Source organism: Sporacetigenium sp. TC11 (assembly GCF_058146105.1).
Genome location: NZ_JBYVNY010000006.1, coordinates 146,493 through 168,310, shown reverse-complemented (window position 1 = coordinate 168,310; position 21,818 = coordinate 146,493). Strand labels below are relative to the sequence as shown.

Genomic DNA, 21,818 nt, shown 5'->3' with positions numbered 1-21,818 from the left:
TACTCCTCCATTTATTTATTTTTTTACTTTGCACTTCCAGTTCTTATAAGTCTAGCAAAATCATCTGGTAAATCTGATTCTTCTATAGCCTTAGCTGTCTTTTCAACGTCATAAGGTACTTCTATTATTTCAACACTTACTTCACTATTTTCAACTTTATTTTCTTCATGATTTTTTACATCTATTATTACATAATTAGCATCAGGATTGTTAGTCTTTGGTTTTCCTACACTACCACCATTGACAAGTAATTTATCCCCATAGTATTTGAAGTAAGGTATATGAGTATGTCCACATACTAATATATCCTCATTAATTTCATTCATTACTTCATCTGCTTCTTTTGAGTTTTCCTTTAGGTATTCATTTATCAATCTATTACTTCCATGAACAAATCTTATAGTTTTAGAACCTATGTTTAAAACTGAATATTTAGGCAAACTTCTTAAGTACTCTTTGTTGTCATCACTAGTATTTTCTAAACTAAATGCCATACTCTTTGCTGCTTTTTCTGCATCTTTAGGATCTGGATAGTCACATCCACATACAAGTCTATAGTTACCTACTGCATCGTCGTAGTTGCCCATTATAGTCAATATTTTGTTTTTTCTTATAGTATTTATAACTTCATTTGGAAACGTAGCATATCCAACTAAATCTCCAGTACAAATAACTAAGTCTATATTTCTATCTTCAATATCATTAAGTACTGCATCTAGTGCATAAATATTGCTGTGAATATCACTTATTACTGCTAATCTCATGTTTACCTCCTATTTATCCTCAGTATTTCCTTTGAATTTTTCTAATACTTCACAAGATAATCCATCGTTTTTAAATGAAACTGTTTTTTCATAATCATCTTTTAACTTATCAATTTTATCAAGTTCTTTATCTAATATTTCCTTTATAAAAGGATGCCTTTGAAGTGTTTCTTCATTTAGTTTATAATAAACATACTTAGCTTCTTTGTAGTAAGTAACTATTTTTGCGTTCATTAGTTTGTTTAAATGCCTAGATGCATTTGACTGTGTCATATTTAGTATTTCTTCTATTTCACAAACACACAATGGACAATATCTTAAAGTATTTAATATCTTTATACGACTTTCATCCCCTAGAGCCTTTATCATTTGAATTAATTCCATTTCTTCACCTCCATATATGAACATATTCATTTATACTCATATGATATGTTAAATTTAGTGTTTTGTAAACTATATTTTCACAATATATTTATACTGAAATTTCACACAAATAACAAAAGTTTTTAGGTCATTATATTAAAGTGCAACATATTATAACTAAAATAGCTAGAATAATTGACCTATTTTATGTTACTATTATATTAGCGGATAATAGGGCGTGTTATATATTATTGTATTAGTATGTTCGGAATGCGTTTGCATAAAATTTTAAAATAAAAAGGAGATAGTGATTTGTTTAGAAAATACGACAACAAAATAAAAGTCATGGCTTTAGGCGGTTTAAATGAAATCGGCAAAAACATGACTTTAATCGAGTACAAAGATGAAATAATGATCATCGATTGTGGATTTAGTTTTCCAGAAGATGAAATGTTAGGTATAGATGTAGTTATACCAGATATAAGTTATCTATTAAGAAATGTTGAGAAAGTAAAAGGAATATTTCTAACGCATGGACATGAAGATCACATAGGAGCTCTTCCTTATGTGCTAAAAAAATTAAATGTACCTGTATATGGATCAAGACTTACTATAGGATTAATCCAAGTCAAACTAAAAGAACATAAATTAAACAATGTAAATTTAAATGCAGTTAGCCCTAGAGACATAGTAAGCTTAGGAAGTATGAAAGTAGAGTTTTTAAGAGCTACTCACAGTATTCCTGATGCCTTTTCTTTAGCTATTCACACAGACCAAGGTATAATATTCCATACTGGTGATTTCAAGATAGACTTAACACCAATAGGTGGAGAAACTATGGATTTTCACAGAATATGTGAATTAAGTAAAGAAGGTATATTACTTTTACTAGCTGATAGTACTAATGCTGAAAGACCAGGATCCACTCTATCAGAAAAAACAGTAGGTGCAACATTAGATGAAATGTTTAGAAAAGCTAATTCAAGTAGAATAATAGTAGCTACATTTTCATCAAATGTACACAGAGTACAACAAGTAATAAACTCTGCTGAGAAATTTAATAGAAAAGTAGCAATATCAGGAAGATCTATGGTAAACGTTGTAAATGTTGGTATGGAACTAGGATACTTAAATATACCTGATGGTATGTTAGTAGACTTAAACGATACTCATAAGTATGACGATAGTCAATTAGTTATAGTAACTACAGGATCTCAAGGTGAGCCTATGGCAGCTCTTTCTAGAATGGCTGCAGGTGAACATAGAAAAATACAAATAAAACAAGGTGATTTAATAATTCTATCATCAAGCCCAGTACCAGGAAATGAAAAACCTGTATCAAAGGTTATAAACTCATTATTTGAAAGAGGCGCTGAAGTTGTATACGAGGATATGGCAGATATACATGTTTCAGGTCATGCTTGCCAAGAAGAGTTAAAATTAATTCATAGATTAACTAACCCTAAATTCTTTGTTCCAGTTCATGGAGAATATAGACATCTAAAGAAACATGCTGAACTTGCTGAAGAACTAGGAATGCCAAGTCAAAACATATTTATAATAAAAACTGGAGATGTATTTGAACTTAATAAAAACTCTGCTAAAATATCTGGACATATACCTACAGGCAAAATATTAATAGATGGCCTTGGAGTTGGAGATGTTGGAAATATAGTTTTAAGAGATAGAAAGCATTTATCTGAAGATGGCCTTATAACAGTAGTAGTTACTTTATCTAAGGAAGACCGTAGAGTACTTTCAGGACCAGATATTGTATCTAGAGGATTTGTATATGTTAGAGAATCTGAAGATTTAATAAATAATGCAAAAAGCATTGTAAATGAAGTTTTAAAAGACTGCCAAGCTAGAGATATAAAAGAATGGGCATATATTAAAAATAGTATAAAAGATAACCTAAGAGATTATCTATATCAAAAAACTAAGAGAAATCCAATGATATTGCCAATAATAATGGAAGTATAATATATAGTTAATAAAGGGTGAATACAATAACATTGTACTCACCCTTTTATTTTACTTATATATTTTAATCTTCATTGATTTCAATAAGCTCATACTGCATTGTTCCCAATCCAATTTTTTGGGCATGCTCTAGAGATGTTCTACCACTTTTAAATAGTTTTTCTCCACTGCTTTTTTGAACTAAGTCCAGGCATGCTGTATCTAAGGCAACAGGATCTTTTGAGGCAAGAATACCGATATTATCTGCAATTGGTTTCATATGTATACCCGCGCAGTCACATTCCTCGGTAATATTGTGAACAAAGGTTATGTATATTATATCCTTATCTTTTGATGCTCCATAGGCATACTCTGAAAGTTTCTCAAGAAAATTAGATCCTCCCCATGTGTTTTCAATTGCACCTTGAGGGCAAACAGCAATACATCCCGCACAGCCAATGCATTTACTCTCATCAATTATCGCCGTATCTGGTGTTTCAATGGCATTAAAGTTACATTTATTCACACAAATACCACAAGATATACATTTTTGGGCATCTACTACAGGTGATATCCCAGAATGTTGCTCTAGCTTTCCACCTCTAGCTGCAAAACCCATAGCTAGCTGCTTTAGAGCACCACCAAATCCTGCTGCTCCATGGCCTTTGAAATGGCTCATAACAATGAATTGTTTGTGCTTACCATAACCCTTGCCTATTTTGCATGTTTTTATGTAGTCTTTATTTATTTCTATTTCGTCGTACTCTGTTCCAATATCTCCGTCTGCTATTATAATAGGGATCTGTGTAAATCCATGATCTGTTGCTGTTTGGATATGATTATCTGTAGTAGTCCTTGACCCCCTATATAATACATTTGTTTCGATATAAGATGGATTTACTCCATTTTCTTTTAGGTAGTTTATAGTTTCATCGTAGCATTTTGCAGGAATAAATGTTTTGTTTCCTTTTTCACCAAAATGAACCTTTATAGGTACCTCTTTTTCAAATTTGTGGCCTGTTTCTGATACTATCTTTTTCAATAGCTCCAATGCATCTTTTCCAAGTTTATTATAATCTGATTCTGAATTCTTAATAAAATATACTTTGCTCAAGTTAGCACCTTCCTTTTTTATATGATTAATTTCTATATATAGTATAGTACTTTTTCTCAGAAGCCATACTTTATGAATATGGCCTCTTGATATCCCATATTATACCACTTAGAGTTAACTCTAAGTCAACATCAAACTTATAATTATTATGACTATGTATCTTCAAAACATAAAATTGTAAGCTTTAAATAAGGGAGTTATAAGCTCCATTTTATATTGTAAATCATTTATTTAATCTTTAAAAATTTGATTGCGTAGTTTACAAAATCCTCTTGCGTTAGCAAGTAACCTGGTTTTATCTTTCCTCTATGATTCGCTGTTTCCCATTTATCCATTATTTCAAATTTTTTAAGTAACCTTTGAAATGAATTAGGGTCTAATACTACCTTTATATTCTCTATTTCTTCACTTAAATCAGGGTATTTATTTTCAATTCTATATAATAAACATGACCCATGGTATATAACTTCTGTATCTATGTTATTTTGCATTATACTTGAAATAACTGGAATGTAACTTTTTACAGTAGATATTTCATCAGGTAAATTTGTAATAGACTTGAATATGAATTGTATTTGTATATTGTTATTTGAATTTTTTATAGTATCGAGTAGAAATATAAAAAACTCTTTGTTTTGCATTTTCTCTATAATTTTAAGATAAGTCATAATTCCTGACCCATTTTTGCTTATACATTCATTAAATTTATCTATAAATTCCCCTACTGTAGTTGGATTTCCTATAGTTCTTTTATAAATACTTAGTGCCTTTTTATCAACTTCGTGGCACTCTTCAAATAAATCATCTAAGTTTTTGTTTAAAAATAATTCTTCCATACCCCTTCCCCCTTGTTATCCTTTTATATAATATAAATATATTTTAGAATCTGTGTTCTCATTCCACTACACGCTGGATTAACCCCTCCGCTGAGCACATCTCATCGAAGGGGTTATTTTGTGTTTTTATAACTATAATTTCATAAATTTCTTTATAAAAAACCTTGCAGGTTTATAATAAAAACCTTCCATGGTTTTTGAAACCTTAGATAATTCATCTCTTATGGCAATCTTTTGTGGGCAATGTTTTTCACATTTTCCGCATTGTGAGCAAAGAGAAGCATTGTGCGCTTGAGTTTTCAAACTTGTCTGCATTACATATTTTCCAATAGCCGATAATTTACCTTCAACCGCTATATCATTGTAACAAGAAAAACATGTAGGGATATCTACACCTTTTGGGCAAGGAATACAGTAATTACATCCAGTACATGGTACTTTGATTTTATCATTTAATATATTGCGTACCTTGCTAAATAACTCATAATCATCATTAGTAAAAGAGTTTGCCTCCGCTTGTGATGCCACTCTTATATTTTCTTCTACCATCTCCTGTGAATTCATACCTGATAATACAACTGTCACTTCTGGATGGTTCCAAATCCAACGAAATGCCCATTCTGCTGGAGAACGCTTTATATATGCTTTTTCCCATACATTATAAACTTCTTTTGGAAGCTTTGTTACTAGCTTTCCACCCCTTAATGGCTCCATTATCATAACAGGTAACCCTTTAGCTGCGGCATACTGTAACCCGCTTTTCCCTGCTTGATTATTTTCATCTAGATAATTATACTGAATCATACAAAATTCCCAGTCATAGGCATCTACAATTTTAATAAATTCATCTCTGCCTCCGTGATATGAAAATCCAATATTAATAATTTGCCCCTTTTGTTTCTTTTCTTCTATCCATTTCAAAATACCAATATCTATAAGTCTTTGCCATATATTTATATCTGTTATCATATGTAAGAAATAGTAGTCTATATAATCTGTTTGCAGACGCTTTAATTCCTCATTAAAAATTTTATCTAAATCGTCATATTTTTTTATTAGGTACGGTGGAAGCTTTGTAGCAATTTTAACACGGTGTCGATAACCTTTTGAAAGTACACGTCCTAATACAGCCTCGCTATTTGGATAAATATATGCTGTGTCAAAATAATTTACTCCATTCTCTATAGCATAAATAATCTGTTTTTCTACTTCCTTTTCATCTTTTGCAAATCTCATACATCCAAATCCAAGTATAGAAAGCTTATCACCATTTTTGGGATTTACTCTATATTTCATATTAAATACCATTCCTCTCATAAAAATCAGTGCCTATATTATTCAATATTGGCATTGTTCCTTCTTTGTAATAAATATAAACCTTATGCATTGCCCTTGTTACAGCCACGTATAATAACTTAATATCTAGATCTTCCATTATATACGCTTCTTCTAAATTAGTTATAAATACAATATCAAACTCTAATCCCTTTGCTAAATATGACGGTATAATAACAATACCAGCTTCATAACTTTCATCTTTTTCATTTATAATTTTTGTATCTATTATTTTATTTTTATCAAATAATTTTTTTAGCTTTTTACATTCTTCCATAGTCTTACATACAACTGCAATAGATTTATATCCTTCATTTTTTTGTTCTTTTATTTTTTCTTCTAAAGATTTTACTAATTCACATTCTTTTTCAAAACTCTGACTTTGAGGCTTTTGTCCATGTCTAATTACTGGCTTTGCAAGAACTGTTCCTTCGTTGTCTAGTTTTTTAATTATTTCATTTGCTAAATTCATAACTTCTATTGTAGTTCTATAACTTTGGACCAAGGTATTATAGTTACTATTTACATCATCAAATACCTTGTTTAATACATCTTCCCAGTTATTTATTCCTCTGTAAGAATGAATTCCTTGAGATGTATCCCCCAAAATAGTAAACTTATTAGTATTTAACACCGTTTTTAGTGTATAAAATTGAAATAAACTAAAATCTTGCGCTTCATCTATAACAACACTGTTAATTTTTATTTTATCTTTGAATCCAAATATTCTGTGTTTTAGATAAACAAGTGGTGCATAATCCTCTAATTCCATTTTCTTTTCATTTAATAAATCATTTGATAATTTGCAAAGATAAGCAATTTTATCTTCTTCTAAATTATCATTTGAATATCTTCTTAAATTTTCTACAGTTAATAATTCTCTATAATAGTCAAATAAATCAACCTTTGGGAAACTAGCTATGTACTTTTTAACCAATGTCTTCATTGTATTTTGCATAGTTTTTAGTCTTTTTTCTTTTTCATCTAAAAGAGATATTATTTTCAATCGTCTTTCATCGCCTTCAGGCATATTGTCAAAAATATAATCTGTCTCTTCTTCATATTTAGCTTCTATATTGTGTAATACATCTTTTTTTATAGATTTTAATCTAGTAGATAAAGTTTTTTTAATTTCATCTATTCTTTTATAAAAAGGAAGATATTTTAAATCATTTAAAAACATATTCCTTATGGCTTTCCTTGACATCAATATCTTATTTTCTAATGCAAAATCCACATTTGGAACAAAATTAGATTCCACCTGGTTTACATAATTATCCATTATGTCCCTAAACTCTAGCGAACCTTTAAAACTTGATGCCCATTTTATATATTCGTTTTCTTCTTTGTCTTTTCCACTTACTAATTTAATTAACTTTTCATTAGGTGGTACAATATTATATTCATTTTCTATAAGTTCTCCCATGAAATCTATAAAGGTAGTTTGCTTAACTTTCTCAACACCTAATTCAGGCAGTACCTCAGATATATAATTAATAAATAAGTTGTTAGGTGCAATTATCATAAAATTGTCTGGGTCAAATGTTCTTTCGTAAGTATATATAAAGTAAGCTATTCTATGAAGAGCTATAGTAGTCTTACCACTACCTGCAACCCCTTGAACAATAAGTGGCTTACTCATTGCCGCTCTTATTACCCTGTTTTGCTCGGCTTGTATAGTAGATGCTATATCCTTAAGTCTATTATCTGCGTTAGCTTCTAAAGATGCTTGAAGGAATGTATCATTTGTAGTTATATCGATATCTAGTATATTTTCTAGTTTTCCTTCTTCTATTGAATATTGTCTTTTTAAGAACAGTTCTCCTTCTTCTTCTCCAACTTCTGTTTTGTAAGATACTTCACCTAGCCTTGACTCATAATATAGATTGGCAATGCGAGATCTCCAATCTATTATAAGGGGTATGTCATCTTCTGCTCTAAACAATGATGTTTTCCCAATATATAATTTTTCTGTTTTATCACTACCCTTTGATCTAAAGTCCATTCTAGCAAAATAAGGTTTGTTTTTAGCTCTAGCTAATGCATCTAAATTACGCTCTGCCACTTCTAAAAACTTAGTATTTAACATTATGTTTATGTAGTTTTGACTGGCATCTGTATCATCTAAATTTTTCATAGCATCTCTTATATTTTCTCTATATAAATTCTTATAATCTGCCGTTGCTCTTAAAGTTGTTTTTATATAGTCTATAGTATATTCTAGTCTTTCTATTTCTTCCTTATAATCAGGATGTTTTTTAGCAGTCATGTTTTATCCTTTCAATTTTATATATATACTATTTTATCATTTGTTTTATATATATGTATTATAAATAATTAAAGGAGAAGATATAGTTCTCCTCCTTTTACCGCGTATTATAAAACTGTGCAGTGATATATAATTTTAATTTTTGACTTTTCTTAAATTTTTATTTCCAAGATATATCTGCATTCTTTCTCGGTACTGTTCTAAAATATTTAACATTAGGATATCCAATTACCATACATGTTACAATTTTTTTATCTTCATCTAATCCAAGCAGTTCCATAATTTCCTTATTTCCCTGTGCTGCTCTTACAAAGAACCCACTAAAGAAAGTCCCAAGGCCTAGGGCATTAGTCATAAGCTCCATGTTAGAAGAAGCTAGGGCTGCATCTACTTCTGAACCCGCTGTAACTACTATAATAACTGGGGCATTAAAAAATATTTTATCATTTTTAGGATCTTCTTTATACTCTTTATTCATGTTTATCCACATGTTTGCATATCTTCTAAATCTTACATCATCTTTAGGAAGTTTTTCTAATAATTCTTCTCCCATTGATTTTAAAGCTTTAAAAGTTAAATTCTTTAATTGTTCTAAATTATCTCTTACTACTGTATAAGCTACATTTTGTGAATTACTGCCTGTTTGAGTAAATCTTCCTGCCTCTATAATTTTAAGTAGTTTTTCTTGTTCTACTTCTTTGTTCTTAAATTGTCTTACAGTTCTTCTAAATTTTATAAAGTTTAGTAACTTATCTGCATCTATTGAAAACTCATCTTTATCGTAGTTAGCTACATCATTCATATCATACTCATTTATTGATACTGCTTCTCTAGGACATATAGCTATACAATGTCCACATTTCATACAAGTTACATTGTTAACCTTAGCTTTTCCATCTATTATTTCTATATCTCTTGGGAAACAGTCTTTAACACATTGTCCGCATCCTATACATTTTTCAACGTCTATTCTAATCATAAACCCCATCTCCTTAGATTATATTAAATTTACATTTTATACACAAAAAAGCTTTTAGGGACTTTCTACAATTTCGCACTAACTACGAAAAAGGAAAATCCCTATTAGGTATTATAGCACAATGAAAAAAAATAAAGTAACAAATTATACTATTAAGCTAATATTTTTATTTAAGGTTATGTTCTAATATAGTGTTTAAATTAATTCTCATATTTTTGCTTCATAGTATATAAACATTATGAATTTTTCTTTATATAGATTTTAAAAGCCTTTATAGCTGTATACATCGTATATATGGCTATAAATTTTATTAACCAATCAAAAACCATACTAAAAAAACCATAATATAACGCTCCATTAACAGTAAACATAGATATCCCTCTTGTTCATCTTTAAGAATATTATTCTTCTACTCAAAAATTTTCTCTATATTACTTACAAATTCTTTATCTAATCCTTTTGAATATTTGTCAAAATCTTTCCTGTTCACATTTTTCCTAACTCCTTGAGTTTTTAGCTCTTTATCTAAATCAATTAAAATATCTTCAAAAAATCTTCCTTCTTGTTCGTCCATACTTGCACCAAAAAGGTCAACAGTCTTATCATTATAAAATTTTACTCTATAATATGGAGTATAATCCTTCAGATCAACTCTTCTTACTCCAACATCAACATTCTTAATATCACTATACTCATATGTAAGTCCAATAGGAGCTAGCGGAGAACTTACCTTAATGCTACCTTCGTATAAAACTGTATAGCTTGTAATCCCACAGTATGTACTAATTATTAGAGCTACCACATAAATAATTTTATAAAGCTTTGGAGCTCTTTGAAATCTTCTTATTATATTTTTATCATCTCTCGATATTTTTTCTTTAGTAAACTTGTCTTTTATACTAATTAATAAATAAACAACCCAAAACTCTAGCATAATTACAGAAACTATATTCCAATTATTAGATACAAACAACAAATAACTTTTCTCTCCAGATAACCAAAGCTGTGTTACAAAAAACAAGATTAGCGTACCTATTCCAACTATAGTTGCAAGAACAATAAAACCTAAAAATGAAAATATTAAAAGCCCAATAGCTTTTATAAAATTCATTTACATTTTCACCCCTTTAATATCCAGTCTATAGATATTGTAAAATAAACTATTTCTTGTCAAACAAAAAATTAGTTATTGTCCCTAATATTAGTGTAGGAAAAATGGCCCAAATCATAATTGCAAGGATAGCTCTTGCTTTAACAGGACTCATCAAATTTATTACAGGTATTATCAAAGTAATAGCATAGACAATTATATAATCTTTCCTTCTTAATCTATGGTTACGTACTAAATATATTACCCCTACTATACTTGCTGTGACAATGGCTATAAGAAAACATAAAACCGGATAATTAACTGGATAATTAATCGATATCATGGCAATCCCCCCTTTTTATATTGATTTGTATTTCCCTTTAAGTTCAATTATAATTTACCGCCATATGAACTTTTAGATCAATTTATTTCCCATTCGTTTCCATTAACGTCTAAAAATTTAAAATCTATACTAATATCTTTTTCTTCGTCTGTCGGCAATCCTATATCAAATATAGATACAGATGACTTATTTATAAGATTGTCTTTAGTTTTCTTATACTTTCCGTTTACTATAACTTCTATTTTGTCTAGATCGCTACCATTAGATACAACTACAAGCTTCTTAACTAATGTATTAGGATTTACAATGGTAAAATAGGCGGTCATTGTGTTTTCTTGTATCTCTCTTTGTTCCATTTTGTAATTATTATCTTTATTTTTGATAAATGTGGCAACCCCTGTTCCACCACTAGAAAAAAATCCTACTACTCTTGTATTTTTGTCAGTATCTACAATATCTGCAATTGCAAAATTATTCTTATCTTTTATAATAGGATCTCTTTTAATACATTCGATTATAGATTCTCTATTATTTCCATAAATCGGCTGTAATACTTCTTGAGGGACAACATAGTTTATTGCAATGTATAAGATAAGAGAAAATCCAAGAGCCAAAAGTTTCGAATTTATATTTAGATTTGATTTTTTCTTAATTATAAAATAGACTATAATAATTAAAATTGGTATCTTAATTACCTCAATATAAATAGATACGAAATAACAAAGATAAATTCCTATAATTTTTGCCCATAACCATTTTTCAGGTTCTTTGTTTTGTAAAGAAACAACAAATATAAGTAAGCATAGAAGTAAACCAAAAATAATATAAAACAAATCCAGACCCCCTTTATATTATATAAAATTTATGTTGTAGATTTTTTCTTGTATCTAAGAATTAAATCTGCAATAAGTGTTCCAAATAACGATATGACAGTGTAAACAAAACACCATATTAGAAAGGATGAGTTAAATAAAGTAAATGTTGCAATTAAATATCCTATAAATACAATGCTTAAAATGATTACTTTTTTCTTTATTAAAAATTGGCCTATTAAAGATATTATAAAAGTAGATAATGGAAAAATAATTAATACCAATTCAAATGGATTATGATTAATAAAGCTAGACATATATATTTCACCTCTTCCGCAATATATAAATATTATGACTCAATATTTGTATTTTTTATCACGCCTAATCCACCTAATATTGCTATTATAGAGCCTAGAAATCTATAGTTTACAATAGATTGTTCTAGATTAACATAGCTATAGGCATCAGATTGAGCTATATTTATAGAGTTCATCAGTATTAATATTCCAACAATAAAAGCAAGTCCATAAAGTTTTATTAAATTCCTTTTTTCCATAAATTCTCCCCTATTCTATTTGGTAGTAGTTTTATACTACTACCAAATATATATATTACGTTTTAAAATTACTCTTTTTTATTATCTAATTTTTCAAGTATAATTAATAAACTAAGTAAAATAGTAAAATTTGTTCCAAATGCCAACGATATCTCTAGAGCTGCATCTCCATATCCATAAAAAATCATAGGGAATACATATAAAGATAGCATTATAATACCTACAGATATAATTAATGCTAAAAATATTTTTTTTGCCATTTCATACCTCCCTTAGGTAAGATTTTTATTTGTTAATACTATAATACATTTTAACATATATTATCAAAACCTTGAGTATAAAATGTTAGATAACAAACTTATATTTAGCAATATGTAAAAACTGTGAAGTGATAGTTGTATATTTTATTGAACTAAAAAAGGTAGTGATTAATCACTACCCCTTCATACTATAATTACATTGTATGTGTTTATAAATAATTTTAATTTGTTTTTTTATCCATTTACTAATTTTCTTCCATTCATTACCTGAAAATATACCTACTATAAGGTGAGCAACGCTTTCAAATATATTTATTAATATTTCCATGAATAAGCCCTCCTTTAATATATTATATTCAAATATAATTTGTATTAATCTTAAATTAATTATTGATAACCTTTGAATGGTTTTTGCTCTACGTAGAATGGAGATATGTTGCCGTCTATTTTAACCAGTTCCTTGCCGTCTTTTGAATAACCTATGATATCAAAATCGGAGCCTTCAAGTCGATTCATGTATACCAGCCATATCCTTGTACCGTTCGACTCAATAATTTTTGCCTGCCTTTCAACCCCTCTTTTTTTCTCAACAATTCTAATTTCACTTATATTAGAGTTTCCAATAATTCCGAAATATATTGGGAGACCAATTTTTTCTATATTAGGAAAATAGGTGTGGGACATCCCGTGTTTTTCTGAAACAAATTTTACATCTCCCTGCACACCACTGTATACAGTTTTATACCCCCTTATGCCCTTTCTAACAACAGCAGTGTATAGCCCCTTTTCGCTAGATGTATAACTGAACACTATACTCCCCTTACCATGTTTTTCTTCGTGAATAACACTTACTTTATTTGAGCCAGGTATGTTTATTGCTTCTTCTATTGTTTTTGCACCATCAATGAATTTAACTACTAAAAACAATGAAATACCCATTAAGATTAATATTAAAAATATAATATTTTTTTTCATAAATCCGCTCCCTCCTTTGATACGCATTATTATGCTACTACGTAATATCTCTAGAGCTGTATCTCGATATCCATAAAATATCCCCCGAGTATAAGAATTATTAATAGTTAATCGTATTTACAATACTAATTTATTTAGGCCCAACCTTGTTTGTAATAATTAAGATTGGGCCTTTAGATAGATATTTTATAAAAATACCAAAACTATAACACTAAATAAGTTGGCAGCAAAATGTGATATTGTACTAATCCATGCATTGTTCGTTTTATGAAATATAACACCATAAAGAATACTGTTCACAAATACAAAGAAAACATCATAAGCAACAATTGTAAAATTACCACTTGTAATATGCCCTAGTGCAAACAATATTGAAGAAGTAATAAGCACAGGTGCAATTGGCAACGCTTTTTGAAGTTGCTTTTGAAAGAAGGCTCTCCATGCTATTTCTTCACCTAAAGCCAATACTATAAGTTGTACAATAAGAAAAATACCAGCGTTAAAGGAAACAAGATTTCCTGCTCTTGCAAGTACGTGATCAATGTACTCTGGTAAAAATAATTTTGACAATGTTATAGAAACTATATCCATTATAATTGGCATAGCAATCCAAAACCATATGGATTTTTCTTTTAGATCTGTTCCAATTGCTTTAAAATCTAACCCACTACCAGCAAAAACTTGCTTTTCCATTGTCTTATTTACGAAGAAAAATGCCACACCAATAAAAACAGATATTCCTGCAACACTAATTCCAAATAGATTTGTAAAAGATATGGCTGCCATTGCAATCATTGCAACTATAGATATTTTTTTAATATTTTCCACTTTCCATCCCCCAGATATATGGTCTTTATTTCAGTTTTATATAACCGTATATTAAATTATGATTTAATTATACTAGATGTGCCACATTTTTAACATTACTAAATCTAACCATTTACAATAAAAAAGAGCTAGAGTTATTTAACCCTAGCTCCTACTTCTATCTTTCGTATACGAATTCACCGTCTACCATTGTCTTTTCCACCTTAATATCTTTTATATCTACTTCATCTATAGTAAATATGTCTCTATCAAGTACAATTAAGTCAGCTACATATCCTGGTTTTAATCTTCCTTTGAAATCTTCCTTAAATTCATTAAAAGCACTTCCATATGTGTATGCATCAATAACATCTTCTAGCTCCATCTTTTCCTTTGGATAAAATCCTCCTGCCGGAGTTTCATCTATTCTCATTCTAGTTACTGCACAGTAAATATTAGGAAACGGATTACAGTTTTCTACTGGAGCATCTGAACTTAAACTTATTGGAGCTCCTAATTTATACAATGTATTAAAAGCATAAGATGTAGCCGCAAATTCAGCTCCAACACGATCTTCTACAATTTGAATATCGTAATCTAAGAAAATAGGTTGATACATAACAGGTATATTCAATTTAGCAATTCTTTCAAGTTGTTCTTTACTTGTTATTTGACAATGAACCATACCATGACGAAGAGGATTTTTTCCATCTTTCATAGTTTTTTCATAGGCGTTAATAACACTCTCCACTGCACCATCGCCAATGACATGAGTTGCTACTCTAATTCCATTTTCTGTTGCTAAGTCACATAAGTCTTGTAACTGTTCATCACTTAATGCAGCTACACCCCTAACACCAGGAGCATCTTTGTAATCATCTAACATTAAAGCAGTTCTAGCACCTAAAGAACCATCTTTAAATAACTTTAGAGCACCTTTTGATAAGAATTTTTCATCATATGCTCCATATTTATGTTCAGTTTGTAGATAAGTCTTAAAATCATTTATATCTTGGAAATTGAACTGATAACTATATCTTAACTTCGTTTTTTCGGTAGCATATATATTATTAATAATATCAAACATTTTCTTAAATTCTTTATTCATAATGTCACATGATTGAATCGATGTTATACCAACACTTAAAGCATAATTTGCACCTAACAAAAATTCTTTTTCTATATCTTCATCACTTTTATTAGGTATAGCTGAACGAATTAAACTAGTTGCGTTTTCGTTAAATACACCGTTTGGCTTATTATCATCTCCAAGTTCAATTACTCCACCATCTACAACAGTATTTTCATCTACACCTATTATTTCTATAGACTTTGTATTTCCAACTGCAACGTGTATACATACTCTATCAAATACAATTGGAATTTCTGTAGATATTTTATCTAAATCAAATCTATTTAATAATCTTTTTTCACCAGTAGTGAAATAATCTTGATTCCATCCACGACCATATAATGCAGTTGTTCCTTCATTTTCTTCAATAAATTTTCTTCCTAATTCAATAACATCATCTATTGATCTTGCATTTGTTAAATCACATGAACTCATTGCATCTCCCACCGATGAAATATGCAAATGGCTATCGTTTAAACCTGGCAAAACAGTTTTCCCTTGAAGATGTATAATACTATCAGCGTTATTTTTTAATATTTCTTCATTAGTGCCAACTTCTTTAATAACCCCATTTTCAATTAAAACTGCTTCCCCAAAATTATTTTTTTCAATATATATTTTCCCATTTTTTAAAATTGTTTTCATAAGATAATCCCCCTGTCTTATATGTTTTGTCTTCTTTTGTTTTTTCTATCAAAATATATATAAAATATTATACCTATCGCTGGAACAAGTAAACCTATAATTGAAGTTTGAGGATCTTCAATAAATGTATTTACCATTAATCCTAAGAATAAAATAGTTGTTAATATTACTGTAACAGGGTATCCAATTACCTTGTAAGGTCTTTCTGCACTTGGGAATTTCTTTCTGTAAACCATAACAGCATATACCCCTAAAGTGTTAAACAACATCCCTGAGAATACAACTAAAGAAGTTAACTGATTTAAGTCTCTTAGTAATACCAAAACTATAGATATTATACATTGTACAATTAAAGCATTATGAGGAACTTTATGTACAGGATGTAATGTTTTAAAGCTTTCAAAGAAATGACCTTCTTGACTCATCGCATAATACATTCTAGGAAATGCTAGTATACATCCATTTAAAGCACCAAACATAGCTATTACCATACCTACTATAACTAAAATACTACCGGTATTCCCCATTAACTTTTGTGCTGCATGTGTTCCTAAATAATACTCATTACTTGCTATTAGACTTTGAATTTCTTCAAAAGGTATAACTCTATATATAGAATAATTAAATAATGTATAAAGTACTGTTATTGAAACAATAGATATTATAATTGCAAGAGGTAGGTTTTTCTTAGGATTTTTTACCTCTTCAGCTACAGTATTTAAATTAGTCCATCCTTCATATGCCCATAAACTTGCAACAACTGCAAATGCCACCATACTTATAATTGAGCCAAAGCTTACGTCACCAGCCACTGGAGCTAAACTTAAATCCGGTGTTACTTTACCAAATACAAGGCCTAAAACCATTATTATTCCAATAGGTATTAATTTTGCAACCATAGAAATATTTTGAAGTTTTGATCCAAACTTAACACCAAAATAATTTACAACTGTAAGTAATATTATCAATGCTATAGCAACAAACTTAACTGTCCATTCCCCCATAGGAAGTATAGCAGTTAAAGCACTTGGAAGTGCAATTGCCAAAGCTGCAATAGAACCAGGACCAGCTATTAACCAGTTGTTAAATCCACTTAAAAAACCAACTATAGGTGAATATGCATTACTTAAATATACAGTAAGTCCTCCAGCACGAGGATCTGATGCACCTAGTTCTGCATAACAAATTCCGCCTAATAATGAAATTACTCCTCCTAAAACCCAAGTTAATAAGGCTAACCCTAAACTCATTCCAGTTCTCATTAATACATATGACCCTAAATAAAAAATTCCAGAGCCTACCATTATACCGCCTAAAATACTTACCCCACCAAATAAACTAATTTCTTTTTTAAAGCCAGACTCCGTATTTTGAGTTGGCTGTGCTAAATTATTATTCATATATTATTCCTCCCATTATATTCCATATTTAAAAAATTGCAAAATAAAAACACCTAACAGGCTTGTCAGGTGTATACATACGTATAGCAAAGCTAAAGACAATCCTCTCTCCCTTCTGGCTCAATGTGAGATAGCGCAACATCAAAGTATCGAGCATATACAATGATGACAGTCCTGCACCTATTTGATACAGACCCAGCAATCAGACTTTGGTATCTGAAGCTTCGGCGGTGGCTCCTTTTACTATATGTCATAGGCTTCCAACCTCGATATAGTTACTCTTAACAACCGCGCCTCTACCCCACCCTTTAGGATGAGGATTTTTATGAAGTTTTGATTTTTAATATCATAACACTATATTTATATGTTGTCAACATTATCCATATTACAATCAATACTAAATAGTCAAATAATGAATTGTGTTTTTATTATTTTCTACTAGTTTCTTAAGGTTATCAAAAGATATCCAAACCGTTGCTGTATTGTCATTAGGATGAACCCCTAGCTTTTGTTTATTTATTAAATCTCTGTCAAATACAACCTCAACTAAATGGTCTTCATCGTTTACAACACCTAAAGGAGTTACAGCACCTTTACTTAGATTTAAATACTTTGATAGCCTCTCTTCAGATGCAAAACTCAAACCAGTTGTACCAAGTTGCTCCCTTATGTTTTTTAGATCAGCTTGTTTATCTTTATCTAGTACAACAAGAAAATGTCTTTTTCCCTTTGCATCTCTAATAAATAAATTCTTACATACATCTCCATGTTTTGAAATACCTAGATCATCCATTTCTTCTATTGTGTAAACTGGTGGATGGTTTGTCACCTCATATGTAATGTTTAATTCATCAAGTTTTTGAAAAACCTTTTGTTGCTTGTCCATAATATACCTCCTCTTTATTTCATAGAACTAGTGATAATAAAATCTCTAATCACTATTATACTATATTTTCCAATTAAGATAATTTATAATTTTTTAAATTAATGTACAATTATATGCAATTTTATCTAACAAAGCCAAATCAATAAAATATATTGAGTAGTTATGCTTCGTAATTGATGATACAATTAAGAAGAATATCTTTAAAAGGAGTGATTACAATTAAGAAATTCCCTAAGCATATGTTTATTATGCAAATGATTGTAAATTTATTACTGATAACGTATGGATTGAATGGTTTGTTTAGAGCACCCAATAAAGCCATTATGTATCTTGTTATGACTATAGTAGGTGTAGGCGGAATTATAATAGATACTATCGTGTATAAGAAAAACAAAAAAGAAAAAGATAATTAGATAAGCATATCAACTAAAAACATTAAATAAAAAGACCTCATATATGAAGGTCTTTTTTGTTATGTAAATCATTATAATCAATATTAAAGTTTTCCCTCACTAATTGCATAAACAACGACATTGCAGGACTAATCCATTTATTCTTGTGATAAGCGTAAATTGCTGTGATTTTGGTATCAGAGCAGCCTACCTCCAGTTCTTTTAACTTACCATTTTTCAGTTCTTCTTCTACTGTGAAGCGAGGCAATAAAGAAATTCCTAAATTACTTGCAACGCATCTTTTTATTGCTTCAATACTCCAAAGTTCAGTTGTGTTATTTAAGAATATCTTTTTATCACAAAAATAATTTTCAATTATTTTTCGATAAATAGATTCAGGCTCATTAACAATAAGACTTGTATTTATTTCTTGGTTATGTTTGCAAAAATCAAATTTATCTTGCTCTAATAAAGGTGAACATATTAAAGCTAAAGGGAAATCAGATAGCTTAATAGTAATCAAACTATCATTTTGACTCCCTACATCGTACATTAAACCAAGGTCTACCTCTCCATTTGATAAGATATTTTTTATGGCAAGGCAATTCAGTGAAATAATAGAAAGTTTTACATCAGGAGCTTTTTCTTTGAATAAGCTCAACACATTTTGTAGTTTATAAGACATCAATGATTCTGCAACTGCAATTTTCAACTCACCTGTAATGTTATCAGCATATTTCCCAATACTCTCTATTTTTTTTACTGTGTCAAGCAATTCATTTGCATAATGTGTCAATTCTTTCCCTAAGGACGTTAATACCATGTTACGACCAATTTTTTCAAATAGTTTAATCGAGAGCTCTTGCTCTAGTTGCTGAATTTGAGATGTAACAGTAGACTGCGTGTATCCTAGTTTCATTGCAGCATTTGAAAAATTACCCTCTTCTATAATAGTTTTAAATGTTTTTAAGTGTCTAATATCCATTTATTTCACTCCATTCTCTATATTATAAATAATATATTTGTAAAAATGAATTGTCAATTCGAATATATCAATTTTACAAATACATACTGATTTGATAGTATAAAATTATGAAAGGGGTGTAAATGAAATGAGTTTACTTGCAGAACAAATAAAAAGTACAGCACTTGATCTTGGTTATGAAAAATGCGGTATTATTAAAATATCTGATATGTATGATTATGAAGAAAAACTTAATGAAAGAATTGAGCGGGTTCCAGAATCGAAGCCATATTATGAAGGTTTTTATCGTTTTGCTCATTTACAAGATATGTATCCATGGGCAAAATCAATAGTTATTTGTGTAAGACGATATGGAAAATATCATATTCCACAGAACGTGAAAGGTTTAATTGCTAAGTATTATTTAGTAGATAGTAGAAAAGATGAGAACTCTAAAGATTTTCAAGATAGCTTGAGATTTGAAAGATATATGCAAAAAATGGGGCTTAAAACAGCTACTGAAAGGAAATTCGGTATTACTGGGTTACGTTGGGCTGCATTAAAAGCTGGACTAGGATTAGTGCGTAAAAATAATTTCTTTTATACAGAATCGGGCTCTTGGGTGTATTTAGAGGCATGGTTAATTGACAAAGAGTTGGAATCTATTGAAATACCAAAATTGAAGCAATGTCCTGAACTCTGTAATTTATGTATTAAATCCTGTCCAACCTCTTCTTTATCACAGCCATATACTATGAATCGCTCCTCATGTATCTCTTGTCTTACTACATGGGAAGGCTGGGATTTACCAAATGAAAAATTTAATGAACAGATGGGCAGTTGGGTATTTGGGTGTGATGTTTGTCAAGATGTTTGTCCGTTTAATAAAAATTCATGGTCAGAGGATGAAGAGTTTCCATTTCTTTCTGAATTGTGTCAAAGATTGTCTTTTGAGCAAATAATTGAAGCAGATTATGAGTTTCTAGAAAATGTTATACAACCGAAACTCTGGTATATCCCACAGGATAAGGTTTGGCGTTATAAAACAAATGCACTTAATTCCATGCTAAACGCATACAAACCTGAGTATTTACCATTAATTCAAAGAGCCTGTAACGATAAAAATGAAAATGTGCAAAATATGGCAAAATGGGTTTTGTCAAAGTTATAAATATTGTTTTTGAATAATCTATCTTTATCTAAGACGCATTATTTATATACTATGTAGTTAAAGGAAAAAAATAACTTCCCCCTTTAACTACATACTTAACTCAAGCACTATATTAAATAAGTACTTTATCTACTAACCCTCTTTTACAGAAAATCTCAAAACAGTCTTCAGCTTTGAAACTTCTGTCTTTCGTGGGTCTGATATATATATTTCTCTATGAGTTTTACAAGCACGTATATATCCATTTTCTTCACAGAATTTCTCCATTTTATCAAAGCTTTCTTTCTCATCATCATAACTTCCTATGTGCATCATTTGGCAACATAATCCATCAGTGATTTCACTAAATACTAATTTATCAAGAAATGGATTTGGTTTTTTCTTTTTAGTTTGTTCTAAAAATCTCTCAAATAATTCGTCAGTTAAAAAGTCTGGTTGTCTTATCATAATTGTATATTTGTAATTATCCTTATCAGTTGATGGCTTTGACTTATCAATTAAATCCCATATTCCCTCAAGTGGAAAAACCGTATATTCATAGTATTCATGTGGTACATCATCACTTTTATATGACATTTTAATTGCATAACTTATACTGTATAATGCTTCTGTAGCTTTTGCAAACTCCTCACCGTTTGGATTTCCACTACCATTAATCATTATATATGGCATCTTAGGTAGGTCAATAATATCTGGTGTAGTCTTTGGTAGGTAAATGTGTTTATACGTTTTTCTATACTCTATCTTTTTAGTCATATGTATA

The 21,818-nt window shown here is 29.7% G+C and carries 23 protein-coding genes and 1 riboswitch; of the genes, 2 read left to right on the top strand and 21 right to left on the bottom strand.

The annotated features are described in order from the left end of the window. Positions 1–23: 23 nt before the first annotated feature. Both ACUSRV_RS10780 and ACUSRV_RS10775 read right to left on the bottom strand, forming a co-directional pair. Positions 24–764: a metallophosphoesterase family protein gene (locus ACUSRV_RS10780; RefSeq protein ID WP_490141961.1), complete on the bottom strand. Its 741-nt coding sequence runs from the start codon at positions 762–764 to the stop codon at positions 24–26. 9 nt (positions 765–773) lie between these two features. Continuing rightward, on the bottom strand, positions 774–1,148 hold the full coding sequence (locus ACUSRV_RS10775) for an ArsR/SmtB family transcription factor (RefSeq protein ID WP_490141960.1): 375 nt from the start codon (positions 1,146–1,148) through the stop codon (positions 774–776). Positions 1,149–1,439: 291 nt separating this feature from the next. Here ACUSRV_RS10775 and ACUSRV_RS10770 point away from each other — a divergent pair, with 291 nt between their 5' ends. Then, on the top strand, positions 1,440–3,110 hold the full coding sequence (locus tag ACUSRV_RS10770; RefSeq protein ID WP_490141959.1) for a ribonuclease J: 1,671 nt from the start codon (positions 1,440–1,442) through the stop codon (positions 3,108–3,110). 64 nt (positions 3,111–3,174) lie between these two features. Here the strand turns inward: ACUSRV_RS10770 and ACUSRV_RS10765 are convergent, their stop codons facing one another. The 18 genes from ACUSRV_RS10765 to ACUSRV_RS10680 form a co-directional block, all read right to left on the bottom strand. Continuing rightward, the gene (locus ACUSRV_RS10765) at positions 3,175–4,203 is read right to left on the bottom strand and encodes a DUF362 domain-containing protein (protein ID WP_490141958.1); all 1,029 of its coding nucleotides are present in this window, start codon (positions 4,201–4,203) and stop codon (positions 3,175–3,177) included. Between the two features lie 227 nt (positions 4,204–4,430). Further along, positions 4,431–5,039, bottom strand: coding sequence for a hypothetical protein (locus ACUSRV_RS10760; protein ID WP_490141957.1), 609 nt, complete (start codon positions 5,037–5,039; stop codon positions 4,431–4,433). A 132-nt stretch (positions 5,040–5,171) separates the two neighbouring features. After that, positions 5,172–6,335 carry an aldo/keto reductase gene (locus tag ACUSRV_RS10755; protein ID WP_490141956.1) on the bottom strand — a complete coding sequence of 388 codons (1,164 nt, stop codon included), beginning with the start codon at positions 6,333–6,335 and terminating at the stop codon, positions 5,172–5,174. A gap of 1 nt (position 6,336) precedes the next feature. Next, on the bottom strand, positions 6,337–8,643 hold the full coding sequence (helD, locus tag ACUSRV_RS10750; protein ID WP_490141955.1) for an RNA polymerase recycling motor HelD: 2,307 nt from the start codon (positions 8,641–8,643) through the stop codon (positions 6,337–6,339). A gap of 160 nt (positions 8,644–8,803) precedes the next feature. After that, the gene (locus ACUSRV_RS10745) at positions 8,804–9,622 is read right to left on the bottom strand and encodes a nitroreductase family protein (protein WP_490141954.1); all 819 of its coding nucleotides are present in this window, start codon (positions 9,620–9,622) and stop codon (positions 8,804–8,806) included. A 409-nt stretch (positions 9,623–10,031) separates the two neighbouring features. After that, positions 10,032–10,733, bottom strand: coding sequence for a hypothetical protein (locus tag ACUSRV_RS10740; protein ID WP_490141953.1), 702 nt, complete (start codon positions 10,731–10,733; stop codon positions 10,032–10,034). A gap of 49 nt (positions 10,734–10,782) precedes the next feature. Beyond that, a complete protein-coding gene (locus tag ACUSRV_RS10735; RefSeq protein ID WP_490141952.1) occupies positions 10,783–11,055 on the bottom strand; it encodes a hypothetical protein in 273 nt (90 codons plus the stop codon). Positions 11,056–11,132: 77 nt separating this feature from the next. After that, positions 11,133–11,888 (bottom strand): hypothetical protein, encoded by a 756-nt coding sequence (locus ACUSRV_RS10730; protein ID WP_490141951.1) that lies wholly within the window; start codon positions 11,886–11,888, stop codon positions 11,133–11,135. 29 nt (positions 11,889–11,917) lie between these two features. Continuing rightward, complete coding sequence (locus tag ACUSRV_RS10725; protein ID WP_490141950.1) at positions 11,918–12,184, bottom strand: DUF2651 family protein; 267 nt, start codon at positions 12,182–12,184, stop codon at positions 11,918–11,920. 32 nt (positions 12,185–12,216) lie between these two features. After that, the gene (locus ACUSRV_RS10720) at positions 12,217–12,423 is read right to left on the bottom strand and encodes a hypothetical protein (protein WP_490141949.1); all 207 of its coding nucleotides are present in this window, start codon (positions 12,421–12,423) and stop codon (positions 12,217–12,219) included. Positions 12,424–12,491: 68 nt separating this feature from the next. Next, positions 12,492–12,683 carry a hypothetical protein gene (locus tag ACUSRV_RS10715; RefSeq protein ID WP_490141948.1) on the bottom strand — a complete coding sequence of 64 codons (192 nt, stop codon included), beginning with the start codon at positions 12,681–12,683 and terminating at the stop codon, positions 12,492–12,494. A 175-nt stretch (positions 12,684–12,858) separates the two neighbouring features. After that, a complete protein-coding gene (locus tag ACUSRV_RS10710; RefSeq protein WP_490141947.1) occupies positions 12,859–13,011 on the bottom strand; it encodes a hypothetical protein in 153 nt (50 codons plus the stop codon). Between the two features lie 59 nt (positions 13,012–13,070). Then, a complete protein-coding gene (locus ACUSRV_RS10705; RefSeq protein WP_490141946.1) occupies positions 13,071–13,658 on the bottom strand; it encodes a hypothetical protein in 588 nt (195 codons plus the stop codon). 186 nt (positions 13,659–13,844) lie between these two features. Beyond that, the gene (locus ACUSRV_RS10700; protein ID WP_490141945.1) at positions 13,845–14,486 is read right to left on the bottom strand and encodes a CPBP family intramembrane glutamic endopeptidase; all 642 of its coding nucleotides are present in this window, start codon (positions 14,484–14,486) and stop codon (positions 13,845–13,847) included. Positions 14,487–14,643: 157 nt separating this feature from the next. Continuing rightward, positions 14,644–16,242 (bottom strand): amidohydrolase, encoded by a 1,599-nt coding sequence (locus ACUSRV_RS10695; protein WP_490141944.1) that lies wholly within the window; start codon positions 16,240–16,242, stop codon positions 14,644–14,646. Positions 16,243–16,259: 17 nt separating this feature from the next. Further along, positions 16,260–17,642 carry an APC family permease gene (locus tag ACUSRV_RS10690; protein ID WP_490141943.1) on the bottom strand — a complete coding sequence of 461 codons (1,383 nt, stop codon included), beginning with the start codon at positions 17,640–17,642 and terminating at the stop codon, positions 16,260–16,262. Positions 17,643–17,765: 123 nt separating this feature from the next. After that, positions 17,766–17,949, bottom strand: a riboswitch (Lysine riboswitch). A gap of 90 nt (positions 17,950–18,039) precedes the next feature. Beyond that, positions 18,040–18,528 (bottom strand): prolyl-tRNA synthetase associated domain-containing protein, encoded by a 489-nt coding sequence (locus ACUSRV_RS10685; protein WP_490141942.1) that lies wholly within the window; start codon positions 18,526–18,528, stop codon positions 18,040–18,042. Between the two features lie 450 nt (positions 18,529–18,978). Next, complete coding sequence (locus tag ACUSRV_RS10680; protein ID WP_490141941.1) at positions 18,979–19,905, bottom strand: LysR family transcriptional regulator; 927 nt, start codon at positions 19,903–19,905, stop codon at positions 18,979–18,981. A gap of 127 nt (positions 19,906–20,032) precedes the next feature. On the opposite strand from ACUSRV_RS10680, the gene ACUSRV_RS10675 reads away from it, so the two are divergent. Continuing rightward, the gene (locus ACUSRV_RS10675) at positions 20,033–21,055 is read left to right on the top strand and encodes an epoxyqueuosine reductase (protein ID WP_490141940.1); all 1,023 of its coding nucleotides are present in this window, start codon (positions 20,033–20,035) and stop codon (positions 21,053–21,055) included. A gap of 132 nt (positions 21,056–21,187) precedes the next feature. Here the strand turns inward: ACUSRV_RS10675 and ACUSRV_RS10670 are convergent, their stop codons facing one another. Beyond that, positions 21,188–21,811 carry a GyrI-like domain-containing protein gene (locus ACUSRV_RS10670; RefSeq protein ID WP_490141939.1) on the bottom strand — a complete coding sequence of 208 codons (624 nt, stop codon included), beginning with the start codon at positions 21,809–21,811 and terminating at the stop codon, positions 21,188–21,190. Positions 21,812–21,818: the final 7 nt, after the last annotated feature.